The 26,009-nt window shown below is 70.3% G+C and carries 24 protein-coding genes; 8 read left to right on the top strand and 16 right to left on the bottom strand.

What is annotated here, in order from left to right:
• Positions 1-12: 12 nt before the first annotated feature.
• Positions 13-1,386, bottom strand: coding sequence for a glutamate--tRNA ligase (gene gltX, locus HHX33_RS16505; RefSeq protein ID WP_111698119.1), 1,374 nt, complete (start codon positions 1,384-1,386; stop codon positions 13-15).
• Positions 1,379-2,149: a fumarylacetoacetate hydrolase family protein gene (locus HHX33_RS16500; RefSeq protein WP_182875380.1), complete on the bottom strand. Its 771-nt coding sequence runs from the start codon at positions 2,147-2,149 to the stop codon at positions 1,379-1,381. Before HHX33_RS16500 ends, gltX begins: the two co-directional genes overlap by 8 nt.
• A gap of 82 nt (positions 2,150-2,231) precedes the next feature.
• Here HHX33_RS16500 and HHX33_RS16495 point away from each other — a divergent pair, with 82 nt between their 5' ends.
• Complete coding sequence (locus HHX33_RS16495) at positions 2,232-2,621, top strand: antibiotic biosynthesis monooxygenase family protein (protein WP_182875379.1); 390 nt, start codon at positions 2,232-2,234, stop codon at positions 2,619-2,621.
• Between the two features lie 61 nt (positions 2,622-2,682).
• On the opposite strand, the gene HHX33_RS16490 is transcribed toward HHX33_RS16495, so the two are convergent.
• Positions 2,683-3,270 (bottom strand): cyanamide hydratase, encoded by a 588-nt coding sequence (locus tag HHX33_RS16490; RefSeq protein WP_182875378.1) that lies wholly within the window; start codon positions 3,268-3,270, stop codon positions 2,683-2,685.
• A 264-nt stretch (positions 3,271-3,534) separates the two neighbouring features.
• Here HHX33_RS16490 and HHX33_RS16485 point away from each other — a divergent pair, with 264 nt between their 5' ends.
• The gene (locus tag HHX33_RS16485; protein ID WP_182875377.1) at positions 3,535-5,211 is read left to right on the top strand and encodes a heparinase II/III domain-containing protein; all 1,677 of its coding nucleotides are present in this window, start codon (positions 3,535-3,537) and stop codon (positions 5,209-5,211) included.
• 26 nt (positions 5,212-5,237) lie between these two features.
• On the opposite strand, the gene HHX33_RS16480 is transcribed toward HHX33_RS16485, so the two are convergent.
• The 4 genes from HHX33_RS16480 to cimA all read right to left on the bottom strand — a co-directional run bounded on the left by HHX33_RS16480 (position 5,238) and on the right by cimA (position 9,367).
• Positions 5,238-5,882, bottom strand: coding sequence for a DivIVA domain-containing protein (locus HHX33_RS16480; RefSeq protein ID WP_310738145.1), 645 nt, complete (start codon positions 5,880-5,882; stop codon positions 5,238-5,240).
• Entirely contained in the window at positions 5,879-7,000 is a 1,122-nt protein-coding gene (locus HHX33_RS37230) for a globin domain-containing protein (protein ID WP_182875376.1), read from the bottom strand. Before HHX33_RS37230 ends, HHX33_RS16480 begins: the two co-directional genes overlap by 4 nt.
• Positions 7,001-7,396, bottom strand: coding sequence for a group I truncated hemoglobin (locus HHX33_RS16470; RefSeq protein ID WP_182881368.1), 396 nt, complete (start codon positions 7,394-7,396; stop codon positions 7,001-7,003). It lies immediately after the preceding gene.
• Between the two features lie 396 nt (positions 7,397-7,792).
• Entirely contained in the window at positions 7,793-9,367 is a 1,575-nt protein-coding gene (gene cimA, locus HHX33_RS16465; protein WP_182875374.1) for a citramalate synthase, read from the bottom strand.
• 349 nt (positions 9,368-9,716) lie between these two features.
• On the opposite strand from cimA, the gene HHX33_RS16460 reads away from it, so the two are divergent.
• A complete protein-coding gene (locus tag HHX33_RS16460) occupies positions 9,717-10,385 on the top strand; it encodes an O-methyltransferase (protein WP_182875373.1) in 669 nt (222 codons plus the stop codon).
• 59 nt (positions 10,386-10,444) lie between these two features.
• Here HHX33_RS16460 and HHX33_RS16455 read toward each other — a convergent pair whose 3' ends face one another.
• Complete coding sequence (locus HHX33_RS16455; protein WP_182875372.1) at positions 10,445-11,701, bottom strand: PAS domain-containing sensor histidine kinase; 1,257 nt, start codon at positions 11,699-11,701, stop codon at positions 10,445-10,447.
• Positions 11,702-11,970: 269 nt separating this feature from the next.
• Between HHX33_RS16455 and HHX33_RS16450 the strand changes: the two genes are divergently transcribed.
• Positions 11,971-12,573: a hypothetical protein gene (locus HHX33_RS16450; protein ID WP_182875371.1), complete on the top strand. Its 603-nt coding sequence runs from the start codon at positions 11,971-11,973 to the stop codon at positions 12,571-12,573.
• Between the two features lie 36 nt (positions 12,574-12,609).
• Here the strand turns inward: HHX33_RS16450 and HHX33_RS16445 are convergent, their stop codons facing one another.
• The 4 genes from HHX33_RS16445 to serA all read right to left on the bottom strand — a co-directional run bounded on the left by HHX33_RS16445 (position 12,610) and on the right by serA (position 17,036).
• Positions 12,610-13,701, bottom strand: a complete 1,092-nt coding sequence (locus HHX33_RS16445) for a branched-chain amino acid aminotransferase (RefSeq protein ID WP_182875370.1) — start codon at positions 13,699-13,701, stop codon at positions 12,610-12,612.
• 142 nt (positions 13,702-13,843) lie between these two features.
• Positions 13,844-14,890, bottom strand: a complete 1,047-nt coding sequence (locus HHX33_RS16440) for a 3-isopropylmalate dehydrogenase (RefSeq protein ID WP_182875369.1) — start codon at positions 14,888-14,890, stop codon at positions 13,844-13,846.
• A gap of 78 nt (positions 14,891-14,968) precedes the next feature.
• Entirely contained in the window at positions 14,969-15,094 is a 126-nt protein-coding gene (locus HHX33_RS36110; RefSeq protein WP_259402543.1) for a hypothetical protein, read from the bottom strand.
• Positions 15,095-15,446: 352 nt separating this feature from the next.
• Positions 15,447-17,036 (bottom strand): phosphoglycerate dehydrogenase, encoded by a 1,590-nt coding sequence (gene serA, locus HHX33_RS16435; protein WP_182875368.1) that lies wholly within the window; start codon positions 17,034-17,036, stop codon positions 15,447-15,449.
• 374 nt (positions 17,037-17,410) lie between these two features.
• On the opposite strand from serA, the gene HHX33_RS16430 reads away from it, so the two are divergent.
• The 3 genes from HHX33_RS16430 to HHX33_RS16420 all read left to right on the top strand — a co-directional run bounded on the left by HHX33_RS16430 (position 17,411) and on the right by HHX33_RS16420 (position 21,099).
• Positions 17,411-18,298: a hypothetical protein gene (locus HHX33_RS16430; RefSeq protein ID WP_182875367.1), complete on the top strand. Its 888-nt coding sequence runs from the start codon at positions 17,411-17,413 to the stop codon at positions 18,296-18,298.
• Positions 18,299-18,377: 79 nt separating this feature from the next.
• A complete protein-coding gene (locus HHX33_RS16425; RefSeq protein WP_182875366.1) occupies positions 18,378-19,793 on the top strand; it encodes an MFS transporter in 1,416 nt (471 codons plus the stop codon).
• A 412-nt stretch (positions 19,794-20,205) separates the two neighbouring features.
• Positions 20,206-21,099, top strand: coding sequence for a CAP domain-containing protein (locus tag HHX33_RS16420; RefSeq protein WP_220501868.1), 894 nt, complete (start codon positions 20,206-20,208; stop codon positions 21,097-21,099).
• Positions 21,100-21,189: 90 nt separating this feature from the next.
• Here HHX33_RS16420 and HHX33_RS16415 read toward each other — a convergent pair whose 3' ends face one another.
• A complete protein-coding gene (locus HHX33_RS16415; protein WP_182875365.1) occupies positions 21,190-22,341 on the bottom strand; it encodes an RNA-guided endonuclease InsQ/TnpB family protein in 1,152 nt (383 codons plus the stop codon).
• Between the two features lie 247 nt (positions 22,342-22,588).
• Positions 22,589-23,374 carry a hypothetical protein gene (locus tag HHX33_RS16410; protein WP_111698784.1) on the bottom strand — a complete coding sequence of 262 codons (786 nt, stop codon included), beginning with the start codon at positions 23,372-23,374 and terminating at the stop codon, positions 22,589-22,591.
• Positions 23,375-23,616: 242 nt separating this feature from the next.
• Between HHX33_RS16410 and HHX33_RS16405 the strand changes: the two genes are divergently transcribed.
• Positions 23,617-24,150: a DUF1707 and FHA domain-containing protein gene (locus HHX33_RS16405; RefSeq protein ID WP_111698788.1), complete on the top strand. Its 534-nt coding sequence runs from the start codon at positions 23,617-23,619 to the stop codon at positions 24,148-24,150.
• Positions 24,151-24,366: 216 nt separating this feature from the next.
• Here the strand turns inward: HHX33_RS16405 and ilvC are convergent, their stop codons facing one another.
• Together ilvC and ilvN are read right to left on the bottom strand one after the other, a co-directional pair.
• Positions 24,367-25,359, bottom strand: a complete 993-nt coding sequence (gene ilvC, locus HHX33_RS16400; RefSeq protein WP_111698911.1) for a ketol-acid reductoisomerase — start codon at positions 25,357-25,359, stop codon at positions 24,367-24,369.
• A 60-nt stretch (positions 25,360-25,419) separates the two neighbouring features.
• A complete protein-coding gene (gene ilvN, locus HHX33_RS16395; RefSeq protein ID WP_111698790.1) occupies positions 25,420-25,944 on the bottom strand; it encodes an acetolactate synthase small subunit in 525 nt (174 codons plus the stop codon).
• Positions 25,945-26,009 lie beyond the last annotated feature (65 nt).

The following is a 26,009-nucleotide window of genomic DNA, read 5'->3' as shown; positions in this document are numbered from 1 at the left end:
TCCATCAGGGGATCAGGACGCGCCCTGGAGGCGGGTGAGGGCGGCGCGGAGGCGGTCGAGCGAACGCTCCCGGCCGAGCACCTCGATCGACTCGAAGAGCGGCAGGCCCACGGTCCGGCCGGTGATCGCCACCCGGACCGGCGCCTGCGCCTTGCCGAGCTTGAGGCCGTGGGCGAGGCCCACCTCCTCCAGCGCGGTCTTCAGCGAGTCGGGGTCCCAGCTCACCGTCTCCAGGCGCTCGGCGTACCCGGCGAGGATCGCGTCCGCCCCCGGCTTCATCGCCTTATCCCAGGACGGCTGGTCGAAGACGGGCTCGTCCAGGAACAGGAAGTCGACGTTGGCGGTGACCTCCGACAGCACCGCGACCCGGGTCTGCACCAGGTCGGCCACGCGGGCGAACACGTCGCTGTCCCAGGACGGGTCGAGCCACGGCTCGCAGCGGGCGGCGAACACCTCGCGGGGCAGCGCCCGGATGTACTCGCCGTTGAAGGCCCGCAGCTTCTTCTCGTCGAAGAACGCCGGGGCCTGGTTCACGTCCTCCAGCCGGAACAGCGGCATCATCTCCGACCACGGCATGATCTCGCGGTCGTCGCCCGGCCCCCAGCCGAGCAGCATCAGGTAGTTGACCATCGCCTCGGCGAGGTAGCCCTCGTCGCGGTAGGACTCCAGGGCGACCTTGTCACGCCGCTTGGACAGCTTCTGCCGCTTCTCGTTGACGATCACGGGCACGTGCGCCCAGACCGGCGGCTCGGCGCCGAGCGCCCGCCACAGCAACTGCTGCTTGGGCGTGTTCGACAGGTGCTCCTCGGCACGGACCACGTGGTCGATCCGCATCTCCATGTCGTCGACCACGTTGGCGAGGATGAACAGCGGCGAGCCGTCCCCCCGGACGATGACGAAGTCCTCCATCGCGGCGTTCGGGAACTCCACCCGCCCGCGGACCTTGTCGTCCACGACCGTCACGCCCTCGTCGGGCGTGCGGAACCGCACGGCGCCCTCGGTCAGGCCGAGGTCGCGGCAGTGCCCGTCGTAGCCCTGGTGCTCGGAGCCGGTCCTGGCCTTCACGTCGTCCCGCGTGCAGGTGCAGTGGTAGGCCTTGCCGTCCTTGAGCAGCTTCGCGGCCGCCTCGCGGTGCTGCTGCTCGTACGCCGACTGGAAGTAGGGCCCCTCGAACCGGGGCGAGTCGCCGTTGATGCCGATCCAGGCGAGGGCCGAGATGATGCCCTCGGTCCACTCCGGCCGGTTGCGCGCGGCGTCCGTGTCCTCGATGCGCAGCACGAACGTGCCGCCGGACCGCTCGGCGATCGCCCAGTTGAAAAGCGCCGAACGAGCGCCACCGACGTGGAACATGCCGGTGGGCGAAGGGGCGAAGCGCACCCTAGTCACGTGAGATCACCCGGTTAGTGAGAGTTCCGATTCCTTCGATGGAGACCCCGACCTCGTCGCCGACGGACATCGGGCCCACCCCGGCGGGGGTGCCGGTCAGGATGACGTCGCCGGGCAGCAGGGTCATGACCGCGCTCACGTACGCGACGAGCGCGGGGATGTCGTGCAGCAGGAGGGAGGTGCGGGCGCTCTGCCTGACCTCGCCGTTGAGCGTGGTCGTGATCGCCAGGTCGGCCGGGTCGAGCTCGGTCTCGATCCAGGGGCCGAGCGGGCAGAACGTGTCGAAGCCCTTGGCCCGGGCCCATTGGCCGTCCCTGGCCTGCAGGTCGCGTGCGGTCACGTCGTTCGCGCAGGTGTACCCGAAGATCACCTCACCGGCCCGCTCGGCCGGCACGTCGCGGCAGAGCCGGCCGATCACCACGGCGAGCTCGCCCTCGAAGTCGACCCGCTCCGACAGCTTCCCCGGGTACGCGATCGCCTCCGACGGCCCGATCACGGTCGTGTTGGGCTTGAGGAACACGACCGGCTCGGCCGGGGGCTCGCCGCCCATCTCCCTGGCGTGGTCGGCGTAGTTCTTGCCGATTGCGATGATCTTGCTGGGCAACATGGGGGCGACCAGGCGGACCTCGGCCAGCGGGAACCGCTCACCGGTGAACTCCACCCCGTGGAAGGGGTGCCCGCCGATCCTGGCGATGACCTGCTCGCCCTCTTCCACCACGCCGAAGGCGACCTGGTCGCCCATCGAGAACCTCGCGATACGCACGTCACGAGCCTAGTGGGGTACGCCCAATGGGCGTGCTTAAGGTGGTCTGCTGTCGGATGAAGTCGAGCGTACGGGAGTCGATGTGCCTTCGGTCGTGAAGATCAACGTGCTGACGGTGCCCGAGGAGATGCGGCGCGAACTGGAGCAGCGGTTCGCGGGCCGGGCCGGGATGGTGGAGTCCGCCGACGGGTTCGAGTGGTTCGAGCTGCTGCGGCCGGTCGAGGGCGGCGACCGCTACCTGGTCTACACCCGCTGGCGTAGCGAGGAGGACTTCCGGCGCTGGCAGGAGAGCCAGGCGTTCCAGGCGGGACACGCGCGGGCCGCGGCCGAGGCCGCCGCACAGGGGGAGAACCAGGGCCACGGGCACGGGCACGGGCAGGGTCACGGGCACGGGCACGGCGGTCCCGCCGCGACCGGCTCCGAGCTGTGGTCCTTCGAGGTGGTCGAGAGCGCCGGGCCCAAGGAGGACTGACCCGGCCGGGCCGCCCGGTCGCGCCGGGCGGCCGGCCAGGCGGCGGGATCAGGCGGCGGGATCAGGCGTCCAGGGGGTTGGCGGCGATCCGGGCGCCGACGCCGCCGTCGACGGAGCGGGCCGCCGCGCAGCCCGGCTTGCGCCGCGCCTGCTCCTCGAAGGCGGCCAGGAACTCCGCACCGAACCCGAGCCGGGGATAGCGGCTCAGCACGGCGGCCCGGGCGTCCCCCGGGAACTCCCCGGGCCGCCGCCCGGACACGTCCCAGGACGTGGCGACCTGCAGGAGGTGCGACTCGGGGTCCTCCGACGCGGAGACGTCGTCGCGCATGTGCAGGACAATGATCTCCTCGGCCCGCGCGGCCCGCTCCGCCGGCCAGCCCGCCGCCAGGCCGAAGACCCAGGCGAGACGTCCTCCCGCCTCCTCGAACGGCACGCGGTGGCTGTCGAACGTCTCGGTCAGCCCGGCGTCGTGCAGCAGGGACGACACGTAGTACAGCTCGTCGTCGAAGCCGATCCCGTGCGCGCGAGCGTACCCGGCGCCCCACAGGTAGGACCTGATCGAGTGGTTGAGCAGCGCGGGCGGGCAGAACCTGGTCGCCGCGGCCAGCGCCGCCGCGGCGGCGGGAGTCTCGGGGAACGGTGCGAGCATGGCGACCAGGCTGGCAGACCCCGTCCGGGACGCACGAGCGGCCGGACGGCCGTTTCGCGTAAGGATCCGGCCAAGGACGGCAGGGCGCGTTCGCCACGGTGAGCGACGACGGCGGTACGGCGGGGCGACAGCGGGGCGATCACCGGGTGACGACAGGGCGAAGACCGAGGTCAGTTGCGTAGTTGTGATCAAAGCGGCTTGACCAGATCATCAAGAACCGGACAGCATGGCGCACCCCTGCCCTGAATCCCGGAAGGAACCGGCGTGCCCCGCCGCCTCACCGCCCTCCTCCTGTCGGCCGCGCTCCCCCTGAGCGCGCTCGCCGCCACGACGGCCGTGCCCGCCGCGGCCCGGACGCCGCAGCGCACGCCGGAGTGCCAGGGGGACTGGCTGCCCGCCACCCCCACCTCCCCCGACATCATGAACGGCAGGCTGTCCTTCCTCGCTCTCCCCGCCGTCACCGTGGGCAAGGACGTCAACTGGCGCATGGACCCGTACCGGAACCGGTCCTGGCAGATGGTGTTCCAGTCGCTGCGGTGGATGGGCCGGCTCGTGGCCGACTACGAGTCGACGGGCAAGACCGACTACCTCGACCGGGCCGTCGAGATCGCCAGGGACTGGGTCGCGGACAACCCGTACGGCGGCCGGACGACCGCCAGGTACGCCTGGGCCGAGCATCCCATCGCGCTGCGCGCCCCGGCCCTGGTGTGCCTGAGCAGGTACGTGAAGGAGCGCTGGCTCACGTCGAGCCTCGCCCTGCACGCGAAGCTGCTGGCGGACCCCAAGCACTACGAACTCGGCCACAACCACGGGCTCGACCAGGACATCGGCCTGCTGCGCATCGGCTGCCGCTACGGCAACCCGGCGTGGAAGAACCTCGCCGTACGCCGGATGGTCAAGTCGATGACGCTCGACATCGACGGGCAGGGCGCCCTGCGCGAGCAGGCGCCACGCTACGCGATCTACGTGCACGACCGGCTCAGGGTGGCGGTCGACACGATCAGGGACTGCGGGATGAAGGTGCCGGCGGCGCTGGCGAGCCGCTGGGAGAGCCTGCCCCGGCACATCAGCGCCGCGACCCAGCCGAACGGCTACATGGTGCCGGTCGGCGACGGGCCCGCGGACGTCCAGCCCGCCGCGTTCGACCACGCCGACGCCACCGTGCAGGTCTTCGACGCGGGATACGTCTTCGGCCGTACGGCCTGGGCCGACCCGCAGTCGGCCTACTACTCGATCCGGTTCGGCCCGGCGCTGAAGTTCCACGGCCACGAGGACCACATGGGCGTCACCTACTACGCCCAGGGCCGCTCGATCCTCACGGAGGCGGGCTTCCACTCCTACGAGAACACGCCGTACCGGCGGTGGACGCTGAGCCCGGAGGCCCACAACGTGCCGGTCCTCGTGGGCCGGAGGTTCCGGGGGCACACCCCCACCAAGCTCGTGCGCCGGTCGCTGGACAAGGAACGGCAGTCGTTCACGTTCACCGACCGGGCGTACGGCGTGGCGCGCACGCGGTCGGTGCTGGTCAGCCATCACCAGGACGTGATGGCGGTGCTCGACGGCGGCGGAGGCAAGCTGCGCAACCTGTGGCACCTCGCCCCGGACCTGAAGGTCGTGTCGAACGCGGGCGGCCGGGTGGTGGTCGCCGACGGCGGGTGGAAGGCGTCGATCGTCCAGCTCGCGATGCCTTCGTGCCGGCCGGTCGGAGGCCAGCGGGTGGTGCGCGGACGGACCTCGCCCTACCAGGGCTGGATCTCGCCGGGGTACATGCGCAAGGAGCCCGCCGGCGTGATCGTCTCGCCCGTGGCCCGTTCGCTGCTGACCGTGGTGGTGCCCGGGACCGACCGGCCGGATGTCACCTGCTCGGGACGCACGCTGATCGTGCATACTCCGGCCGGTCCGGTCACGCTGCGCACGAGTTCGTCCGGCACGCTGTCGTAGCCCTCCCCCTGGGGGCCGGCGGGCGGCTACCCGTAGACCGAAGGGGAGCCGGCCGCGACCTGCTTGGCCTTGTCCGGCACGTGGCCGAGCTTGCCGACCTCGTTGGCGAGCCCTTCCAGGACCGCGCGCAACTGCACCTGCGTGACGTCGGCGAACGTACGCAGGTAGGCGATCCGGCGCTCCAGCTCCTCGGCCTCGGCGCTCTGGACCCCGTCGCCCGCGCGGTAGGCGCCGACCGCCTGGTTGGCCGCCTCCTCCGCCTGGCGCTGCGCCTCCGTCAGCATCTCCTCGTACTGCTGGCGGGCCTGGCCGACGATCCGCCGGGCGTAGTCCTCCGCCTCGGCGATCTGGGCGTCGGCGGTCTGCTGCGCGCGGGAGAGAATGTTGATCGCGTCGACGCTCGGGGTCTGCGGCCCGGTGGCCTGCTCGGGGTTGAGGCCGTGCTCCTTGTACCACTGCTTCATGCGGTCGATGTACGCCCGCAGGTCCGCCTTCTCCTTGTCGCTGGCGGCCATGTCGTCCGCGACCCGGTACAGGAACGCCCGCACCTCGTCCTCGCTGTAGCCACGGCGCCCAAGGGGGGTGCGCGTGAACTCGTGCTTGCGTACCCGATCCGGGGTGAGGGGTTGGCGCTCACCCGCCGGGCTTCCCCAAGGCATCTCCGCCGTCATGACTCCCGACCTCTGTCGCTCGTGAACTCGTCGAAGTGGATCTGCTCGGACGGCACGCCGGCGTCCAGCAGCCGTCCGTTCGTGGCCTGCACCATCTCCTCCGAGCCGCAGACGAAGACGTGCTGGCCACGCCATCCCTGCAACGCGACGTCCACGGCGTATCCGCGGGTGCCCCGGTAGAACGGGTCGTGGGAGACGACCGGGACGACGTTGAGCCAGGGGTGCTCGGCCGCCATCTTGCCCAGCGCCTCCAGGTCGTACAAGTCCCTCGACGTACGGGCGCCGACGACGAGGTCCACCCTGCGCGACGGGCCCTCGAAGGCGATCTGCTCCACCAGCGCCTTGAGCGGCGCGAGGCCGGTACCGCCCGCGATCATGAGCAGGTCGCCCTGGACCTCCGGGGCGAGCGTCAGCCGTTCGCCCACGGCCGCGCCGACGCGCAGGACGTCGCCGCGGCGCGCGCCCATCACCAGCGCGGAGCTGAGCGCGCCGCCGTCGACCATGCGTACGTGCAGGTCGATGGTGTTGTCCTGGCGCGGGGCGTTGGCGAACGAGTAGAACCGCCAGATGCGCGGCCGCATGGAGTAGGAGATCGACGCCGACTGCCCCGGGCGGAAGGGGTACTGGTAGTTCAGCCTCGCCCGGATGACGGCGATGTCGAGCGTGCGGTTCTCCTGGCCGATGATCTCGGCCTCCCACCACGGCGGGGACACCTTCGCCGCCTCGTTGGACGCCTCGACCATCACCTGGGCGACCAGGTTGTAGGCCTGCGTCCAGTCGTGCGCGAGGGCGGGGGTCCACCGGTCGCCGAGGAAGTGTTCGAGCGTGGCGAGCAGGGCCTGGCCGACGGCGGGGTAGTGCGCGGCGGTCACCGCGAACTTGCGGTGGTCGCGGCCGAGCTGCTGGAGGAACGGGACGACGCCCTCCACCTGGTCGACGTTGCTGACGACGTGCCCGAGCGCGCCCACGAGCCGGTCGCGCTGACGCGCCATGGACACGGGGAACATGTCCCGCACGTCCGGATTCATCAGGAAAAGAACGGAGTAGAAGTACAGCGGCACCTGGTCACCCGAACGGGAGACGAGGTGCCAGCTGTCCTTGAGAGCCTGCGTGTCCACTCAGCCGGCCGTTTCCGCCGTCGTATCCGAGGGGCCGGCCACGATGGACGGCTTCACCTTGCCCAGCACCAGGCCGACGTCGCGCAGGATGTCCTCGCCGACGCCGCCGGCCTCCAGGACGGCGAACAGGTGCTCGCCGACCTTGTCGTAGTGCTCGGACGTGACGCCCATGCCGGCGTGCGCCTCTCCGAGGTCACGGCCCTCGTACGGCTCCGGGCCGCCGAGGACGGAGCACAGCAGCACGACCATGTGCCGCTTCAGCCTGGGCATGTCGATGCCGGCGAAGTACGGCTTCAGGTCGTCGTCGGCGAGCACGCGCACGTAGAAGGCGTCGACGACGTCGCGCACGACCGGCGCGCCACCGATCTGGTCGTAGTAAGACGGCGAGGTGATCACAAGACCCTCCCATTCCGGGTGTGCCAGCGAGGGGATGACTGATGTCCGAAAAGTGTTCGAACCGAAAGCAGTCACGTGGCTGGTCATGGTGATGGACGTGGCTCGGCTCTCGCGGCACCGGCCGCTCCCGGGGGGACGATCAGAAGCCGGGCAGGTCGCGACAGCACGGGGTTCGGTGCGCAGATGCTTCTTGCCGTCACCCTCCGTTGAGCCAGAGCATGGACGCTGAGGCTGGAACCGTGGCCGGGATCGCCGTCATGGCGAAGACCGCCTCAGGAGCTTCGCCTATCTAAGCACTAAGTAGACCAAATGTCACTAAAACCACAGACGTTCTCTCACGTCTCGTGACCAACCGGTCGCAATCCGATCATCCCGGCCCGTCGGGTGCCGCAGAGGTCAGGCGCTGTGGCCGGCCCGCAGCAGACCATAGGTCACCGCCTGCTCCAGCGCCTGCCAGGACGCCTCGATGACGTTCTCCGCGACACCGACCGTGGCCCACTCGCCGGTCGCGTCGCTGGAGGTGATCAGCACCCGCGTCACCGCGTCCGTGCCGTGGGTGCCTTCGAGGATCCGCACCTTGAAGTCGATCAGCTCGACCTCGGCCAGCTCAGGGTACAGCTTCTCCAGGCCGAGTCGCACCGCGCGGTCGAGCGCGTTCACCGGGCCGTTGCCCTCGCCGGTCGCGACGATCCGCTCCCCCTTGGCGTGCAGCTTCACCGTCGCCTCGCTGACCACGTCGCCGGCCGGCCGGCGCTCGACGATGACCCGCCACGACTCGACCGTGAAGTGGCGCCGGTTCCCGCCCTCGACCATGTCGCGCAGCAGCAGCTCGAAGGACGCGTCGGCGGCGTCGAACGTGTGCCCCTTGGCCTCCAGCTCCTTCACCCGCTCGACCAGCCACCGCGACTGGTCGCCGCTGAGCTCGTAACCCAGCTCGCGGCCCTTGAGCTCGACCGAGGCCCGGCCGGCCATGTCGGAGACGAGCATGCGCATGTCGTTGCCGACCTGGGCGGGGTCGATGTGCTGGTAGAGGTTCGGGTCCACCTTGATCGCGGAGGCGTGCAGGCCCGCCTTGTGCGCGAAGGCCGACATGCCGACGTACGGCTGGTGGGAGTTGGGCGTGACGTTGGTGACCTCGGTGATCGCGTGCGCGATGCGGGTCATGTCGCGGAGCGACTGCGGCGGCACCAGGTCGAAGCCCCGCTTGAGCTGGAGGTTCGCGACCACGGTGAACAGGTTGGCGTTGCCGGAGCGCTCGCCGTACCCGTTGGCGCAGCCCTGCACGTGGGTGGCGCCGGCCCTGACCGCGGCGAGGGTGTTGGCGACCGCGCAGCCCGTGTCGTCGTGGCAGTGGATGCCGACGCGGGCCCCCGTGCCGACCGCGTCGTGCACCACGTCGGCCAGCTCGTCGGGGAGCATGCCGCCGTTGGTGTCGCACAGCGCGATCACGGAGGCCCCCGCCTCCGCCGCCGTCCGCAGCACCTCCAGCGCGTACGCGGGATTCGACCGGTAGCCGTCGAAGAAGTGCTCGGCGTCGAGGAAGACCCGCTGGCCCTCCGTGACCAGGTGGGAGACCGTGTCGCGGACCATCGCGAGGTTCTCCTCCAGCGTGGTCCGCAGGGCCAGTTCGACGTGCCGGTCGTGACTCTTGGCGACAAGCGTCACGACCGGCGCGCCGGATTCGCGCAGCGCGGCCACCAGAGGGTCGTCGGCGGCCTTCAGGCCCGCCCGGCGGGTCGCGCCGAAAGCGGCGAGCTGCGCGTGCTTCAGGTCGAGCTCGGTCTGAGCCCGCCGGAAGAACTCGGTGTCCTTGGGGTTGGCGCCCGGCCAGCCGCCCTCGATGAAGCCGACTCCGAGGCCGTCCAGGTGCCGCGCGATGGCCAGCTTGTCGGCGACGCTCAGGTTGAGCCCCTCCTGCTGGGCCCCGTCGCGGAGCGTCGTGTCGTACACGTGGAAGCGGTCGTCGGCCATCTCTGTGTCTCCTTCGCGGGGTCGCGTGTCTCGCCGCGCGCTATGTTCACCGGGCTGTGTTCGTCGGCCTGTATTCGTTGGCCTGTGTTCGTTGGCCTGTGTTCACGGAACTGTCTTCGCCGACCTGTTCACCGGTGCGGGGCCCAAACAAAAAGACCCCTCACGGACGTGAGAGGTCTGCGCGCCGGCGATGTCCTTCAGCCGGCGCGCCTGCCGATAATGAGCAGACCGTTGTTCATGGTGCTCAGCAGTTTGCCACAGCCGGTCACCCTCTGGCACATCGATCTCATCCTACGAGATGTGCGCGAGTGTCCGGCCAGCTCAGCGGTCACCGCCTAAAGTGATCACCATGAAGGCCGCCGAATTCATCACGCCCGCCGTCGCCGAGTACGCCGCCGCCTACACCACCCCGCCCGACGCCCTGCTCGCCGAACTGGCGGAGGAGACCCGCCGGCTGATGGGCGACCGCAGCACCATGCAGATCGCCCCGGAGCAGGGCACCCTGCTCACCCTGCTCGTCCAGCTCAGCGGCGCCCGGCTTGCCGTCGAGGTGGGGACCTTCACCGGGTACTCCTCCATCTGCATCGCCAGAGGGCTGCCCGCCGACGGCCGGTTGATCGCCTGCGACGTGAGCGAGGAGTGGACCTCCGTGGCCCGGCGTTACTGGGCGAAGGCGGGGCTCGACGGCCGCGTCGAACTGCGCCTCGGCCCGGCCGCCGACACGCTGCGGGCGATGCCCCCGCACGAGCACGTCGACTTCGCCTTCATCGACGCCGACAAGGCGGGTTATCCCGTCTACTACGAGGAGGTCCTGGCCCGGCTTAGGCCCGGCGGTCTGATCGCGGTGGACAACACGCTCCAGCACGGCGCGATCACCGACCCCGCCGCGGGCGGCAACGTCCCGGTGATGCGGGAGTTCAACGACTTCGTGGCGCGTGACGACAGGGTCACCAGCGTGCTGCTGTCCGTCGCCGACGGGCTCACCCTCATCCGGAAGCACGCCGCCGGCCCGCGCTGATCGGGACGCGGAACCGCGTCCACCGCCCGCGGACCCTGTTCCGCCTGACCGGCCCGCCTCTACGACGCGAGAGGCAGACGCAGGACGAGCCTGGCGCCGACGGGGCTGTCGGCGACGCACAGGGTGCCGCCGTACATCTCTGCGATCGCCCGCGCGATGGTCAGGCCGAGCCCCGAGCCGCCGGGGTCCCGTTCCCGGGCCTCCCTCCGGCGGTACATGCGCTCGAAGACCCGCTCGCGGTCCGCCGGGGGGATGCCGGGACCGTCGTCGGCGACCTCCAGGACGGCGTCGGGCGGAGCGGCGCTCACGTGGATCTCGATCTTCGTGCGGGCGTGCCGTTCGGCGTTGGCAATCAGGTTGCCCAGCAGGCGGGCCAGCCGGATCCGCGAGGCCCGCACCAGTACGTCAGGGGCGAGGCGGGTGTGGACGGCGACCGCGGTGCCCGAAACGCGGCGGTCCAGCTCGTCGGTGACGAGTTCGGCGAGGTCGACCGTCTGGGCCGGAGGCTCGCCGGACTCGGTGTCCACCCGCGCGAGATCGAGCAGGTCGGCCACGATGTCGTTGAGCCGCTCGGCGTCGCAGAGGGATTTCCGCAGAATCCGCTGCAGGTCGATGCCGGGTTCGGAAAGCGCGCACTCCAGCTCGATCATCAGGCCGGTGATGGGGTTGCGGAGGTCGTGCGAGGCTTCGAAGACCAGCCGCCGCTGCCGCTCGATGGCCTCGCGCAGCACGGAGATCTTTTCGCGCAGCGCGGAGATCGTGTGGTGCTGCTCCTTGTGCGCCTGCCTGAGTTCCTCGTTGAGCGCCTGCAACCCACGTGTGAAGGTGTCCACATCCCTGGCCGGGGGACCGACCTCGCCGGCCCTGCCCTCCTCCGCGGCCGCCGGCGGCCGCCGAAGCGCCTGGACGAGATCGGTGATCTCCTCGGTGCTGAGGATGATCCACTCTACTTCGCCGCGAGGGCCGGGCACGGGCGTGTTGACCGTGCTCCAGTATCGCTCCTCGAACACCCCCGGCCTGCCGGGCGCCTCGACGTCGTACCGCTGCAGCGGCATGAAGTTCCGCCGCCGCGTGGTGAGCACCTGCTCCAGCGAGGCGCGCAGGCTGGCCGCCCCCTGTGCCCCGGTATCCAGGGGCGCTCCGGGGTTGGGCGGGAAGGCGGCGAACAGAGACCTGTCCAGCAGGTCCTTCGCCGTACGGCCGACCACCTTCAGGTACGCGTCGTTGGCGGCGACGATGACGAGATCGGGAGTCAGGATCAGCGAGGGGGCCTGGCCCGCCCTGAACACCGCCTCGTAGTCGATCGTCGGCTTCATCACCGCGGCGCCCTTCCTCCGGCCTCCCCTCTCCAGAGTAGGCGAACGCGCAGGTCACCCCTGCTGTGGCAACCCTCGGTGCACGGCCGTACGGGCCAGGGCAATGGCGGAGTAATAACCCGCCATGAAGGCGCCGGACTCATGATCGGCGTTCCTTCGGCGAGTACGCTCGCGAAGCGGTTCTTGTTCGCGGGCCGACCACCCGGCTCGTTCGCGGGAGAACGTCATGCCCGAAAGCGTGACGCACAGGAAGAAGCAGGGGGCGACGAATGACTCACCGGCGCGGCGGGGCGTTTCTCACAGGCAGGGTCGCCGGTCTCCTCGTCGCCGGCGCCTCGGCCTCGACCGCCTTCATCACCGGCGTCGCTCCGATGGGCGCCGCCGCCGACAACGGGCACGGCCGCGCCGAGCGGAACGTCGTCCGGGCCCCCGGTGGGGAGCAGCCGGGCAACGCCCGGGGAGACAGGTCGGTCACGGGCGGTTCCACCCGCAACCACGGCTACCAGCACACCTCGGCGAACACCTCCGGCGGCTCCTCGAACGTGCAGAACGCGCTGTGCCGGCGCGCCCGGGTCTGCAACATCACCCAGCACGTCACCATCGCCGGCCCCCGCGTGACCGTGAGTGCCGCCCCCTCGCCGCGGGCGACGCCCGCCGCCAGGCCGGCTCCGGTGCCCACGGTCACCGTCACGGTCACGATGACCCCGGCACCCGCGCCGGCACCCCTTCCGACCTCTCCCGTTCCGGCTACGCCGGCGCCGTGCCCGGACCCCCGGCCCCTGCTGGGTGACGACGGCAGGGGCGGAGCCGGCGTGCTCGGCGGGCTGCTGTCGCTGTCCCTCCTCGGAGGGGGCACGACCTGCCCCGGCTGAGTGTGGGGCCGGCGGCGCGGGCCGCCGCGACCCAGGTCAGCAGATCTTGTGCACCCAGTGGTGGGTGTCGGGGCGGGCGCCGTACTGGATGCCGACGAGCTCCTCGCGGATCCGCATGGTGACGGGTCCGGGGGTGCCGTCGCCCACGGTCCAGCTCCGGTCGGTGCCCTTCACCGAGCCGACGGGGGTCACGACCGCCGCGGTGCCACAGGCGAAGACCTCGGTGAGCTCGCCCGACTCGCAGCCCGCCTGCCAGTCCTCGATCGAGATCTTGCCCTCCTCGACCGTGTAGCCCAGCTCGCCGGCGAGGCTCAGGATCGAGTCACGGGTGATGCCCGGCAGCAGGGTCCCGGTGAGCGACGGGGTGACGAGGCGGTCGCCGAAGACGAAGAACAGGTTCATCCCGCCCATCTCCTCGACCCACCGGTGCTCGAAGGCGTCGAGCCAGACCACCTGGTCGCAGCCCTCCTCGACGGCCTGCCGCTGGGCCACGAAGGCCGCCGCGTAGTTGCCGCCGCACTTGGCGAACCCGGTGCCGCCGGGCGCCGCCCGGGTGTACTCGGTGGACAGCCAGACCGACACCGGCTTCAGGCCGCCGGTGAAGTACGACGCGGCGGGCGAGGCGATGACCAGGAACTTGTACTTCTGCGAGGGGTGGTTCACGCCCAGCGCGGTCTGCGTGGCGATCATGAAGGGGCGTAGGTAGAGGCTGTGGCCCTCGGCCGTCGGCACCCAGTCGCGGTCGGTCTGGACGAGGAGTTCGAGCGACTCGACGAACGTCTCCTCCGGAAGCGCGGGCATCGCCATCCGGGCCGCGGACTGGTTGAACCTCGCCGCGTTCGCGTACGGCCGGAAGGCGACGATCGACCCGTTCGACTGCCGATAGGCCTTGAGCCCCTCGAACAGCTCCTGGGCGTAGTGGAACACCGCGGTGGCGGGATCGAGCACCAGCGGGCCGTACGGCTGGAGCCTCGCGTCGTGCCAGCCCTCCCCTTCGGTGTAGTCGATGGAGACCATGTGGTCGGTGAAGACCTGGCCGAAGCCGGGGCTCGCCAGCATCCGCTCACGCTCGGCCGCACCGCGGGCCTGGGGGTTGTGCTGCACGTCGAACCTGAGATGGGTGGTCATGGCGAGGTCCTTCTCTCTTCGTCGTCGTAGTCATTGTGCGACGAGTCGGCTAAGGGAAAACTAGGGCATTCGACAGGTATGAAAAAGCGCATGGCGGCCCATACCGGGCCGCCATGCGCGTCGTCTGGGTGAGCGGCCGGGATCAGCCGGCTACTCGGGCGGCGATGTCGTCGCCGATCTCACGGGTGGACCTGGCGGTCCAGGCGCTCTGGCGCTCCACCAGGTCGTCGGCCACGGCCTGCTCCACGCGGGCCGCGGTCCCGGCGTGGCCGAGATGGTCGAGGAGCATGGCGACCGACAGGATCGTGGCGGTCGGGTCGGCCTTGCCCTGGCCGGCGATGTCGGGGGCGCTGCCGTGGACGGGCTCGAACATGGACGGCGCCGTGCGGGCCGGGTTGACGTTTCCGCTGGCCGCGAGGCCGATGCCGCCCGCCACCGCCGCACCGATGTCGGTCAGGATGTCGCCGAACAGGTTGTCGGTGACGATGACGTCGAAGCGCTGCGGCTGGCTGACGAAGAACATCGAGGCCGCGTCGACGTGGCAGTAGTCGGTCTCGACCTCCGGGAACTCCAGGCTCAGCCGGTCGACGGTGCGGGCCCACAGGTCGCCCGCGTAGGTCAGCACGTTGGTCTTGTGCACGAGGGTCAGCTTGCGGCGCGGCCGGGCCAGCGCCTTCTCGAAGGCGTAGCGCACGACGCGCTCGACGCCGTAGGCCGTGTTCAGCGACTCCTGGGTGGCGATCTCATGCGGGGTGCCGCGGCGCATGACGCCGCCCGCCCCGGCGTACGGGCCCTCGGTGCCCTCCCGGACGACGACCATGTCGATGTCCTCGGGCCCCGCCTGCCCGAGCGGGGTCGCCACACCGGGGAACAGCTTGACCGGGCGGAGGTTCACGTAGTGGTCGAGCTCGAAGCGCAGGCGCAGCAGCAGTTCGCGCTCCAGGACGCCGGGCGGCACACTCGGGTCGCCCACGGCGCCCAGCAGGATCGCGTCGTAGCCGCGCAGCTCGTCGAGCACCTCGTCGGGAAGCGTCTCACCGGAGGCGTGGTAACGCCTGGCGCCGAGATCGTATTCGGTGGTCTCGGACTTGACGCCCGCGGCGTTGAGGACCTTGAGGCCTTCGGCGACGACCTCGGTGCCGATACCGTCACCGGGGATGACTGCCAGGCGGATGTTGCTCGACTCCATGCGTTCACCTTACCGGTTGTCTCGGAGACCGAAACACCGATCTCACCATTCGGTCCACTGCCGGGGTCGGCGCCGGGGTCAGCGCTGGGGCGCGCCTCCGTTGTCGCGGCGGTCCAGCGCGATCTGCAGGGCGGCGGCCGCCTCGTCCTCCGCCTCGTCGGCGCGGTTCGAGGGGGCGCGGTTCCAGGGATACATCTCGTACATGGCGAAATCCCACATTCGACCGAGGAGTGAATGTCCGTACGTCCGCGGTGCGTCTCTGCGCGTCGCGGATCCTGGTACCCGGGCCACCGGTGGACCGCGGGTCACGCGCCACAGGTGGGCCGAAGGCCGATGACGTCACGCTCCACGGCGGACCGGCCTGCCCTGATCAGGCTCCGTCGCGGCAGGTGCGAAGTGCGGGGCGTCATCTGAAACAGTACCCCAGAATCTCCTAGGACGACCTAGTATCTCGCATCGTGAGACCCCGGTCCGCGAACGGGAGGAGAACAGAACGGCCCGGCACGTGCGCGCCGGGCCGTTCTCGACGGTTCCGAATGACCGGACCTCCGGGGGATCAGTCCTCCAGGTCGACCGAGCGGCCGCTGTCGGCCCCGATCTCCCCGGCGATCTGCTCGACGACCTCGGACGGGATCGCGGTGTCGACGGTCAGCGCGATCAGCGCCTTGCCGCCCTTCACGTCACGGGAGACCTGCATCGAGGCGATGTTCACGCCGTGCTCGCCGAGCAGGCGGCCGACGGTGCCCACGATGCCGGGACGGTCGGTGTAGGTGAAGAACGCCAGGTGCTCGGTGGGCTCGATCTCCATCGCGTAGCCGTTGACCTCGACGATCTTGGTGATCTGCCGCGGGCCGGACAGCGTGCCGGAGACCGAGACCGCACGGCCGTCGGCGAGCACGCCGCGGACCGTGATGACGTTGCGCCAGTCGGGGCTCTCCGCGCTGGTGACCAGCTCGACGATCACCCCGCGGTCCTTGGCCAGCAGCGGCGCGTTGACGTAGGTCACCGCGTCCTCCACCACGCCGGAGAAGACGCCCTTGAGCGCGGCCAGCTCCAGCACCCGCACGTCCTGCGCGGAGATCTCGCCGCGCACCTCGATGTCCAGGCTGGTCGCGACCTCCCCGGCGAGCGCGGTGAAGATGCGCCCGAGCTTCTCGGTGAGCGGCAGGCCCGGCTTGACGCTCTCGGCCACCGCGCCGCCCTGGACGTTCACGGCGTCGGGCACGAACTCCCCGGCGAGCGCGAGCTTGACGCTGCGGGCGACCTGAGTGCCGGCCTTCTCCTGGGCCTCGTGGGTGGAGGCGCCGAGGTGCGGCGTGGCCACGACCTGGTCGAACTCGAACAGCGGGCTGTCGGTGCAGGGCTCCTTGGCGAAGACGTCGATGCCGGCGCCCGCGACGCGGCCCTCCTTCAGCGCGGAGTAGAGGGCGTTCTCGTCGATGATCCCGCCGCGGGCGACGTTGACCAGCCGGACGGTCGGCTTGACGATGTGCAGCTCGCGGTCGCCGATGAGACCGACGGTCTCCTTCGACTTGGGCAGGTGGACCGTGATGAAGTCGGCCTGCTGGAGAAGCTCGTCCAGCGACACCAGCCGCACGCCCATCTGGGCGGCGCGGGCCGGCTGCAGGTAGGGGTCGTAGGCGATCAGCTCCACGCCGAACGGCTGGAGCCGCTGCGCCACGAGCTGACCGATCTTGCCGAGGCCGAGGATGCCGACGACCTTCTCGTCCAGCTCGACACCGGTGTACTTCGAGCGCTTCCACTCGCCGCCCTTGAGCGCGGTGTGCGCCTGGGCGACGTTGCGGGCGCTGGCGAGGATCAGGGCGACCGTGTGCTCGGCGGCGCTGGTGATGTTGGAGGTGGGCGCGTTGACGACCATCACGCCGGCCTTGGTCGCGGCCTCGACGTCGACGTTGTCCAGGCCCACGCCCGCGCGGGCGACGACGCGCAGCTTCGGCGCGGCGGCGATGGCCTCCGCGTCCACCTGGGTGGCGCTGCGGACGATCAGGGCGTCCACGTCGGCGAGGGCGGGCAGCAACTGCGACCGGTCGGCGCCGTCGGTCTGCCGGACCTCGAAATCCGCGCCGAGCACGGCGAGGCCCGCTTCGGAGAGCTCTTCTGCGACGAGTACGACGGGCTTGGTCACTGGATGAGTCCTTCGTGAGGTGCGACTGCCTGGACGACGCGAGTCTATCCGGGGCTTGTGAAAGTCCTCACGAGAGCCCGGCATACGAGACGGCGGCCAAGGTCACGTAGGCGTCGCGGCGGCACGACGACCAGGTCTCAGATCGGCGCCCCCGGCGCTGCCGGTTCCGCCGGGCCCGCGCCACGGCGGAGGGCCACGGCGGAGGTGCCTCTGTGACGGAGGGGAGTCATGAGACTCCCTCATGTAAAGGCCCGATCGGTCGGTGTACCCCGCCTCGCGAGATCCCATCCGGACTGTCGCCATCTTGGTATTGATCGCACCTAATCTTGGGGATTAGCCTGTTTCGCCATGGTCCAGTCCCTATCGTGCTGGCTATGAGCATCGGGAACCCCTCCCTGGGCGACGTTCTCGCGCGGCATGGCAGCCCCCGGCAGCTCCTGGCGGCCCTCGCGGAGTGGGGCATCCTGGTGGCGGTCCGTCCCGACCGCTCCGTGGTGCTCGGCACGACGCAGAACGGCGAACGTGTTCTGCTCGGCTACACGTCCGAGGCGACGTACGCCCGGCACCGTGGCAGCCACTCCCTGTCGGCCTGCGACGCCGACACCGTCCTCGACATCCAGCGCGTCACCGGCGTGCGGGAGATCGTGATCGACGCGGCCGGTCCCGCCGCCGCCGCGGTGCCGATCGACGACCTGCGGCGTTACCTGGAGGCGACCCGCACCGGGCCCACGCCGGCCCTGTCGGCCCTGGGCTCACCCGTCCCCACGGCGTACGCCACGGGGGCGATGGCGACCGTGAGCCGCGCGCAGGCCGCGCGGCCGGCCGCTCCGCCGCCCGCCCCGGCCCCGGCTCCGGCCGCGCCCGCCGGGCTGCCGTCGCAGTGGATCCCGGCGCCCCGCCAGCACCTGTCGGGGGCGATGCAGGTCGTCGATCCCGGCTACCGCAGGACGAGCCACCCGATCCTGCCCGCGCTGCGGGTGGCGATCGCCGAGTTGCTGCGCGAGTATCCCCTCGTCCACCACGTGTGGATCTGCGAGGCGCGGACCGCCGCGGGCCTGTGGGGGATCATGCTGCACGTCAAGGTGCGCACCCCCGTCGCCGACGACATCGTGAAGGAACTGCACCGCCGCGTGCGGGCCCGGCTGCCGCAGCTCGCCGCGAGCGAGGCCCCGGTGCTCATGGCCCGCGTCGCCGACGCGCACACCGAGCGCCGCCTGATCGAGATCGGCGCGCACGTCGTCTGCCCCGACGTACGCGACTGAGCGAGCCCGGAGCCGGTAGCCGCCGAACCGTTGCCGGGGAGATCTTCCGGCGGAGCCCGCGCTCGGCTTGAATGACGCCATGGCTCCCACCGCGGCGACGCCCTCCCCCTCGGCAGTGTCCCTCGGTGTGCGCCTCGGGTACGCCGTCGGCTCGTTCTGCACGGCCAACTTCTCCACGATCCCCGGGCTGCTGCTGCTCTTCTACATGACGAACGTGCTGGCGGTGCCGGCCGCGCTCGCGGGCGTCGTGCTCTTCCTCCCCAAGGCGTGGGACCTGATCGCCAACACGCTGGTCGGCCGCTGGTCGGACCGCACGGTCTCGCGCTGGGGCCCCCGCCGTCCCTGGCTGCTCGCCGGGGCGGTCGTGCTGCCGGTGTCGTTCGCCCTGATGTTCGCCGGGCCGCCGCTGACCGGGGCGCCCGCCGCCGTCTACGTGGGCCTCACGTTCCTGGCCGCCGCGACCGGATACGCCCTGTACGAGGTGCCGTACAAGGCGATGCCGGCGGAGATGACCACGGACTACCACGAGCGGACCTCGCTGCTGCAGTGGCGCATGGTGCTCATCGCGATCTCGATCGCGATGAGCGGCATCCTCGCGCCCGCGATCGCCGGTGGGACGGCCGGGGGATACCGGACCATGGGCGTCGTCTTCGGCCTGGTCCTGCTCGCCTCGATGCTGGCCTCGTTCTTCGGCACCGCCCGCGCCCCCTTCACCGGGCAGCAGAAGTCCGAGGGGACGCTGCGGGAGCAACTCGCCGCGGCCCGCACGAGCAGGCCGTTCATGTGGCTGCTCGGGCTGAGCTCGGCGCAGACGCTCGGGGTGGGCGTGATGCTGGCCGGCTCGCCCTACTTCGCGGCCTACATCATCGGCGACCCGGACGCCACCACCACGCTCTTCGCGGCGCTCGTCGGCCCGATGCTGGTCACCATGCCGCTGTGGGTGTGGCTGGCCCGCAGACTCGACAAGCGCGGGGCGATGATCCTCTCCGGCACGATGTTCGCGGGCGGCGGGCTGCTGCTCCTCGCGACGCCGGCCCTCGGCGCCCTGTACGCGCACCTGTGCGTGATGGTCGTCGGCATCGGCTACGCCGGTCTGCAGCTGCTGCAGTACTCCATGCTCGCCGACGTGATCGCCCATGACGGCGTGGTGAGCGGCGAGCGCAGGGGCGGCGTCTTCACGGGCCTGTGGACGGCCGTGGAGAACGCGGTGGCGGCGCTGGGCGCGACCATCTACGGCTGGGTGCTGAGCGCCGGAGGCTTCCTGTCGTCCGATCCCGACCACCCGGTGACCCAGCCCGAGAGCGCCCACCTCGCCGTGATGATCGGCGTGACGGCGGTGCCCGCCCTGATCACGTTCGCGGGCGTGCTGATGACGTTCCGATACGACCTGACCGCCGCCCGCCTGGCCGAGGCGATGGCGCACGCGCGCCCAGAACGGTCCGGCACAGAACGGTCCGACCCGGAGCGGTCCGGCTCCGAGCGGTCCGGCGCATAGCGGCCTGCCCCCTCCTTCCCCGGCGGGACCACACCTCTCCGGAGCGCTGAGCCGCACCGCTCCCCCGACCGCACCGCTCCCCCGACCGCACCGCTCCCCTGGCCGCGCCGCTGACTCGGAGCGCTTTCCCGGCCGCGCCGCTGAGCCGCGCCGATCCCCCGGCCGCTCCGCACGCCGCACCGAGACCCTCCGAGGCGCTCCCGGACGGTTGACCGCACCTTAAGGCGGCCCCCTCCTCGTAACACGACCGTGACCTGCGGGTTGTCCGCCGTCGCGTGGGGTGGGAGGGATAAGTGAAACTTAAGGGAAGGTAGATATTTACGAGGTTGGGGGGATTTTTTCGGACATGTGAGGTCGGAGCGCACCATAATGACGACTTCCCCAGCGTCTAACCCCCACTGGAGGAACGATCGTGAACAGAGCGCTCGGAGCGGTCCTGTGCCTCGGGAGCATCGCGGCCATCGGCTTGTCCGCCGGCCCCGCTCAGGCCGAGGTCCAGCACGCGGGCTGCCGGGTCGCCGCCGCGAAGCCGTACGTCACCGTGGACGGAAAGATCCGCGCGGCGGGCTCGCGGGCCGGTTGCGAGAACGGCGCCCGGTTCCGGGTCCGGATCCTGAAGAGCAGGCCGGGCCCCGACCGCGTGGTCAAGAGCGGCTCGAAGGCGGTCCGCAACGCACGCGTCACGGTGAACGTGACCTGCGTCAACGGCGTCTACTACAGCTTCGTCACCGACTACCGCGGCCACGTGTCGCGGTCGAAGCCGGTGCGACTCGACTGCTCCTCCCCCACACCCGTGCCGAGTCCTTCGGCGACCACCCCCACACCCGGTCCCGTGACCCCCACCCCTGGGACCCCCGCCCCCAGCCCGTCGGCGAAGCCCACCGTCAGTCAGGCGCCCAGCGCCTCTCCGACGAGCGGCACGACGGTGGGCACCGCCGTCGAGAACGAGGTCGTCCGCCTCACCAACGTCGAGCGGGCCAAGGCGGGCTGTGGCCCGCTGAAGCACGACGCGCGGCTGCGCACCGCCGCGTACGGCCACTCGGCCGACATGTCCGCGCAGAAGTACTTCGACCACACGTCGAAGGACGGCCGGTCCTTCGCGGACCGCATCAAGGCCGCGGGCTACTCCTTCCGCGCCGCCGCCGAGAACATCGCCATGGGCTACCCCTCGGCCCAGGCGGTGGTGCAGGGCTGGATGAACAGCTCCGGACACCGGCAGAACATCCTCAACTGCACCTACACCGACATCGGCGTGGGATACGTCGCCTCCGGCAACTACTGGACGCAGGACTTCGGCCGGCATTGACGCGCTCCCCAGCCTGAGGGCTGGGGATTCAGCCCGTGCCGCGCGTGCGGCACCTCTGTGGCTTCCTGTTTCATCAGGTCCTGCCCTCCGCTAAGCGGCGGGTCTTACGGTCCCTCCGCAGGCGTTTAGCCTGTCCGCCCGTCCGGCGGCCAGGATGTTACGGGCCGCGTTGACGTCCCGGTCGTGGACCGCCCCGCATGGGCACTGCCACGACCGGACGTTCAACGGCATCGCCTCGGTCAGTGCCCCACACTCCGAGCACAACTTCGAACTGGGGAACCACCGGTCGATCTTGGCGAAGTGGCGGCCGTACCGGGCTGCCTTGTACTCCAGCATGCCGACGAAGGATGACCAGCCCGCGTCATGGACGGACTTCGCCAGGCGGGTACGACCGAGGCCGGACACGGCAAGGTTCTCCACGTACACCGCTTGGTTGTCGCGGATGATCTGGGTGGAGAGCTTGTGCGCCCCGTCGCGGCGGGTGTCGGCCACACGGGCATGCGCCTTGGCAACCTTCACGACGGCTTTCTTGCGATTGTTCGATCCTTTGGCCTTCCGGCTGAGATCCTGCTGTGCCTTGCGCAGACGTCGCTCGGCCCGCCGGAGGAAACGCGGGTTGTCCACCTTGCGGCCGTCGGAGGTGACCGCGAAGTGGGACAGGCCCAGGTCGATCCCCACGTCGGCGGCCGACTCCGGGAGCGGGACATCGCTGGTGGCGACGACGAACGAGGCGAAGTATCGGCCGGCTGCGTCCTTGACCACCGTCACACTGGACGGTTCGGCGGGCAGATCCCGTGACCAGCGGACTGGAATGTCTCCGATCTTCGGTAGGCGCAGCTTTGCCCCGGCAGTGATGGAGAAGCGGGCGTTGCGGGTGAAGCGGATCGCCTGCCGGTTGTCTTTCCGGGATCGCAAGCGGGGCGGGGCGATCTTGGGCCCCTTCCGCTTACCGGTGGCCGAGGCGAAGAAGTTGCGGTAGGCGGTGTTCAGGTCCGCCAGTGCCTGCTGTAACACCACGGCGGACACCTCCCCCAGCCAGGCGCGCTCGGGGGTTTTCTTCGCCTGCGTAATGACGCGCTTGGACAACTCCCCGTCGGAGATGTACGGCAGGCCTTGTTGCCGGGCGTCCTGCCGTGCCTGCAGCCCGTCGTTGTACACGACCCGCGCGCACCCGAAGGCCCGTGCCAGCGCAGCACGCTGACCAGGGGTGGGGTAGAGGCGGAAGTTGTACCTGAGCTGCACACCATGATTTTACATTCAGTACATGGCCGATTGCAGGGAGACATCAGACCCGGCCGGGACTGTGTTGTCGTCCCGCACGCCCACGCGGTTTCCGTCACCAGGTTCCAGCACCGGGTATCCACCGGGGCAGGAGCACTCCGGACCTATAGGTAGCTCCCCGGCTCGCACGGCGATCCCGGCCCGCGGCGGCGCCGCGGGCCGGGATCAGTGCGAGTCGATCGGTGTGAGCCGATCAGTGCGGGTCAGGTCAGCCGGTGCACGACTGCCAGGTGGCCGGGTTGGCCGAGGTGTTGGTGTTCTGGAACTTGTAGTTCGGCGTGCTGTCGTTGAAGTTCCACTGGCTGCCGGTCATGTTGCTCCAGGTGCCGGAGGTGGACTTCACCGTCTGCGCGACCATGACGGTCGGCTGGGTGCAGCTGATCTGCGGGATCGGGTACGACGGACCGGAGTCGGAGAAGTCCTCGATGTCGTGGGCGTACATCTCCACGGTCGTCCGGGTGTCGTCCGCCAGGAAGCGCCTGCCGTTGCCGTCCTTCAGGTCGACGTACAGGCAGAGCAGTGTGCCGTTCACGTTGGCCGAGTGGTTGGAGTCACACCACTCGTAGATGAAGGTGAGCTCCTGTCCGACGTTGAGGTTCGTCATGACGCCGGTGCAGGTGCCCCCGCTTCCCCAGAGGCTCGCGTTGCAGAGCGAGTTGTTCCCGGTCGTGCCGTTGTCGTCTCCGTAGTAGTAGACCGACCAGGAGCTGGGCCCGCGGTAGATGCCGGACTCCAGGTTGTAGTACCACTGCCCGATGGCACCCCAGGCGGTGCCGCCGTTGTTGAGGGCGGGGACCTTCCAGGTGACCGTCCAGCCACGGGTGTTGCCGATGGTGCCGTTGTACCCCGTGGTGAGCGCGTACACGCCTGCCGTCGTCACGCCCGACTTCGGGGGGTGAGGGACGGCGTTCGCCGGGGTCGTGCCGAACACCGCGACGCAAGCCACGATGAGAGCGGCGGCCAACCACCGGACACGGAGGAGGGAGCGGACCAACGGTCTCTCCTTAAGTAGGGAATGCCGACAAATTCAGTGTCAAAGACGATCTATTCGATCGGAATGCACATTCGGCACATGACAAAGATCTTGATGTTGGAGGTAACCGATCTTGTCAGATTCCCCGAGGGAGGCTTAAATGTGATCACGCACAGCGAGGGAACGGGTGCGCGACGACGCCGGGGGCGGCGGAATACGGCGTCTTCTGGACACCTCGGACCACTGCGGCGGATACTCCAGTCATGAGCTCTCCCCCGGTGCGCGCCTCCGACGGGGACCGCGAGCGTGCGCTGAGCGAACTCCGCGACCGGGCCGCCGAAGGACGCCTGTCCATGGAGACCTTCGTCGGCCGGGTCGACCTGGCGCTTCGGGCGCGCAGCCGCGGCGAGTTGGACGAACTGGTCGCCGATCTGCCGCAGCGCGGGCGCTGGCGCAGAAGGATCACCGAGGCGGTCGCCTCGGTGTCGGAGCTGAGCAACCGCATCGAGACCGCCTGGCGGCGCCCGCGGCTCCCCCGCCTCGCCCTGCCCGCGGACGGGCGGGCCCGCTATCTGGTCGGCCGGGGATCCGCCTGCGACCTGGTCCTCGCGGACCTGACCGTCTCCCGGATGCACGCCGAACTGCGGCGGCAGGACGACTCCTGGCTGCTCGTCGACCTCGGCTCGATGAACGGCACCCGGCTGAACGGCTGGCGGCTGGTCGGCCCCGCCACCGTCAGGGCCGGCGACGAGGTGGCCTTCGGCGACTGCGAGTTCCTGGTCTCCATGCCGGCCTGACCAGCCACGAGGGCAGGTCTGGTCAGGGCGCGGCGCCGCGCCCGAGGGGCCGGTGAACGCGGAGCCGGCGGACAAGGTGTCGGGGCCGGCGGACGCTGGGGTGACGAACGCGGGCCCGGAAACGCGACGCGGCGCCGCTCCCCGCCGCACAGGCAGGGAACGGCGCCGCGGTCAGGCGGGCCTCAGGTCGCGTCGGACGCTTCCCGGCTCGGAGGATCAGGCCTGCTCGCCCTTGAGCCAGCTCATCATCGGGCGGAGCTTGGCGCCGGTCTCCTCGATGGGGTGGGCGGCCAGCTCCTCGCGGTAGCGCTTGAAGTTGGTCTGACCGCCGTCGAACTCCTCGACCAGCTCGCGGGCGAAGCGGCCGTCCTGCACCTCGTCCAGGATGCGGCGCATCTCCTTCTTGGTCTCCTCGTTCACGACGCGCGGGCCACGGGTGTAGCCGCCGTACTCCGCGGTGTCGGACACCGACCAGTACATCTTGGAGACGCCGCCCTCGTACATCAGGTCGACGATCAGCTTCATCTCGTGGAGGCACTCGAAGTAGGCGACCTCCGGCTGGTAGCCGGCCTCGATCAGCGTCTCGAACCCAGCCTTGATCAGCTCGGAGACACCGCCGCACAGCACGGCCTGCTCGCCGAACAGGTCGGTCTCGGTCTCCTCGGTGAAGGTCGTCTTGAGCGCGCCGGCCCGGGTGCCGCCGATGCCCTTGGCGTACGACAGCACGAGCGGCCAGGCGCTGCCGGTGGCGTCGCGCTCGACGGCGACCAGGCAGGGCACCCCGCGGCCGGCGGCGTACTGACGGCGGACGAGGTGGCCGGGGCCCTTCGGCGCCACCATGGCGACGTCGACGCCCGACGGGGCCTCGATGAGGCCGTAGCGGATGTTGAGGCCGTGGCCGAAGAACAGCGCGTCGCCCTCGACGAGGTTCGGCGCGACGTGCTCGGCGTACAGGTGCCGCTGGATGTGGTCCGGCGCGAGGATCATCGTGAGGTCGGCCTCTTCGACGGCCTCGCCCGGCGACAGCACGCGCAGCCCGTCGGCCTCGGCCTTCTCCCGGCTCTTGGAGCCCTCAGGCAGACCGACCCGGACGTCGACGCCCGAGTCACGCAGGCTCAGCGCGTGCGCGTGGCCCTGGCTGCCGTAGCCCAGCACCGCGACGTGGCGGCCCTGGATGATCGACAGATCGGCGTCGTCGTCGTAGAAGATCTCAGTCACATGCTTGCCTTTCGAACAGTTGCCCTCGCGCCGTACGGTCCCACCGCGGCGCTATGCGCTGCGGTCGATCGCGCGGAGCGAGCGGTCGGTGATGGAACGGGCGCCGCGGCCGATGGCCACCATGCCCGATTGCACGAGCTCCTTGATGCCGTACGGCTCAAGGACCCGGACGAACGCGTCCAGCTTGTCGGTCGTCCCGGTGACCTCGATCGTGACCGCGTCCGGGGCCACGTCCACGCAGCGCGCCCGGAAGAGGTTCACGAGTTCGAGGACGTGGGACCGGCTCTCGGAGTCGGTCCTCACCTTGATCAACATCAGCTCGCGCTGCACCGACTGGCTGTTGTCGAGCTCGACGATCTTGATGACGTTGACCAGCTTGTTGAGCTGTTTGGTGACCTGCTCCAGCGGGAGTTCCTCGACGTTCACGACGATGGTCATCCGCGAGATGTCGTCGTGCTCGGTCGGCCCGACCGCCAGGGAGTCGATGTTGAAGCCGCGGCGGCTGAACAGCGCGGCGACCCGGGCCAGCACGCCCGGCTTGTTCTCCGTCAGGACGGACAGCGTGTGGCGGCTCATGCCAACTCCTCGCCTTCGGCTCGGAGCGGCATGCGCCAGGAGCCGCGTTCACTGATTCGCTCGCT

The sequence above is a fragment of the Microbispora sp. H10670 genome (assembly GCF_014161385.1).
In the GTDB taxonomy this organism is placed as follows: Bacteria; Actinomycetota; Actinomycetes; order Streptosporangiales; family Streptosporangiaceae; genus Microbispora; species Microbispora triticiradicis.
This window is presented reverse-complemented; position numbering and strand designations above follow the sequence as displayed.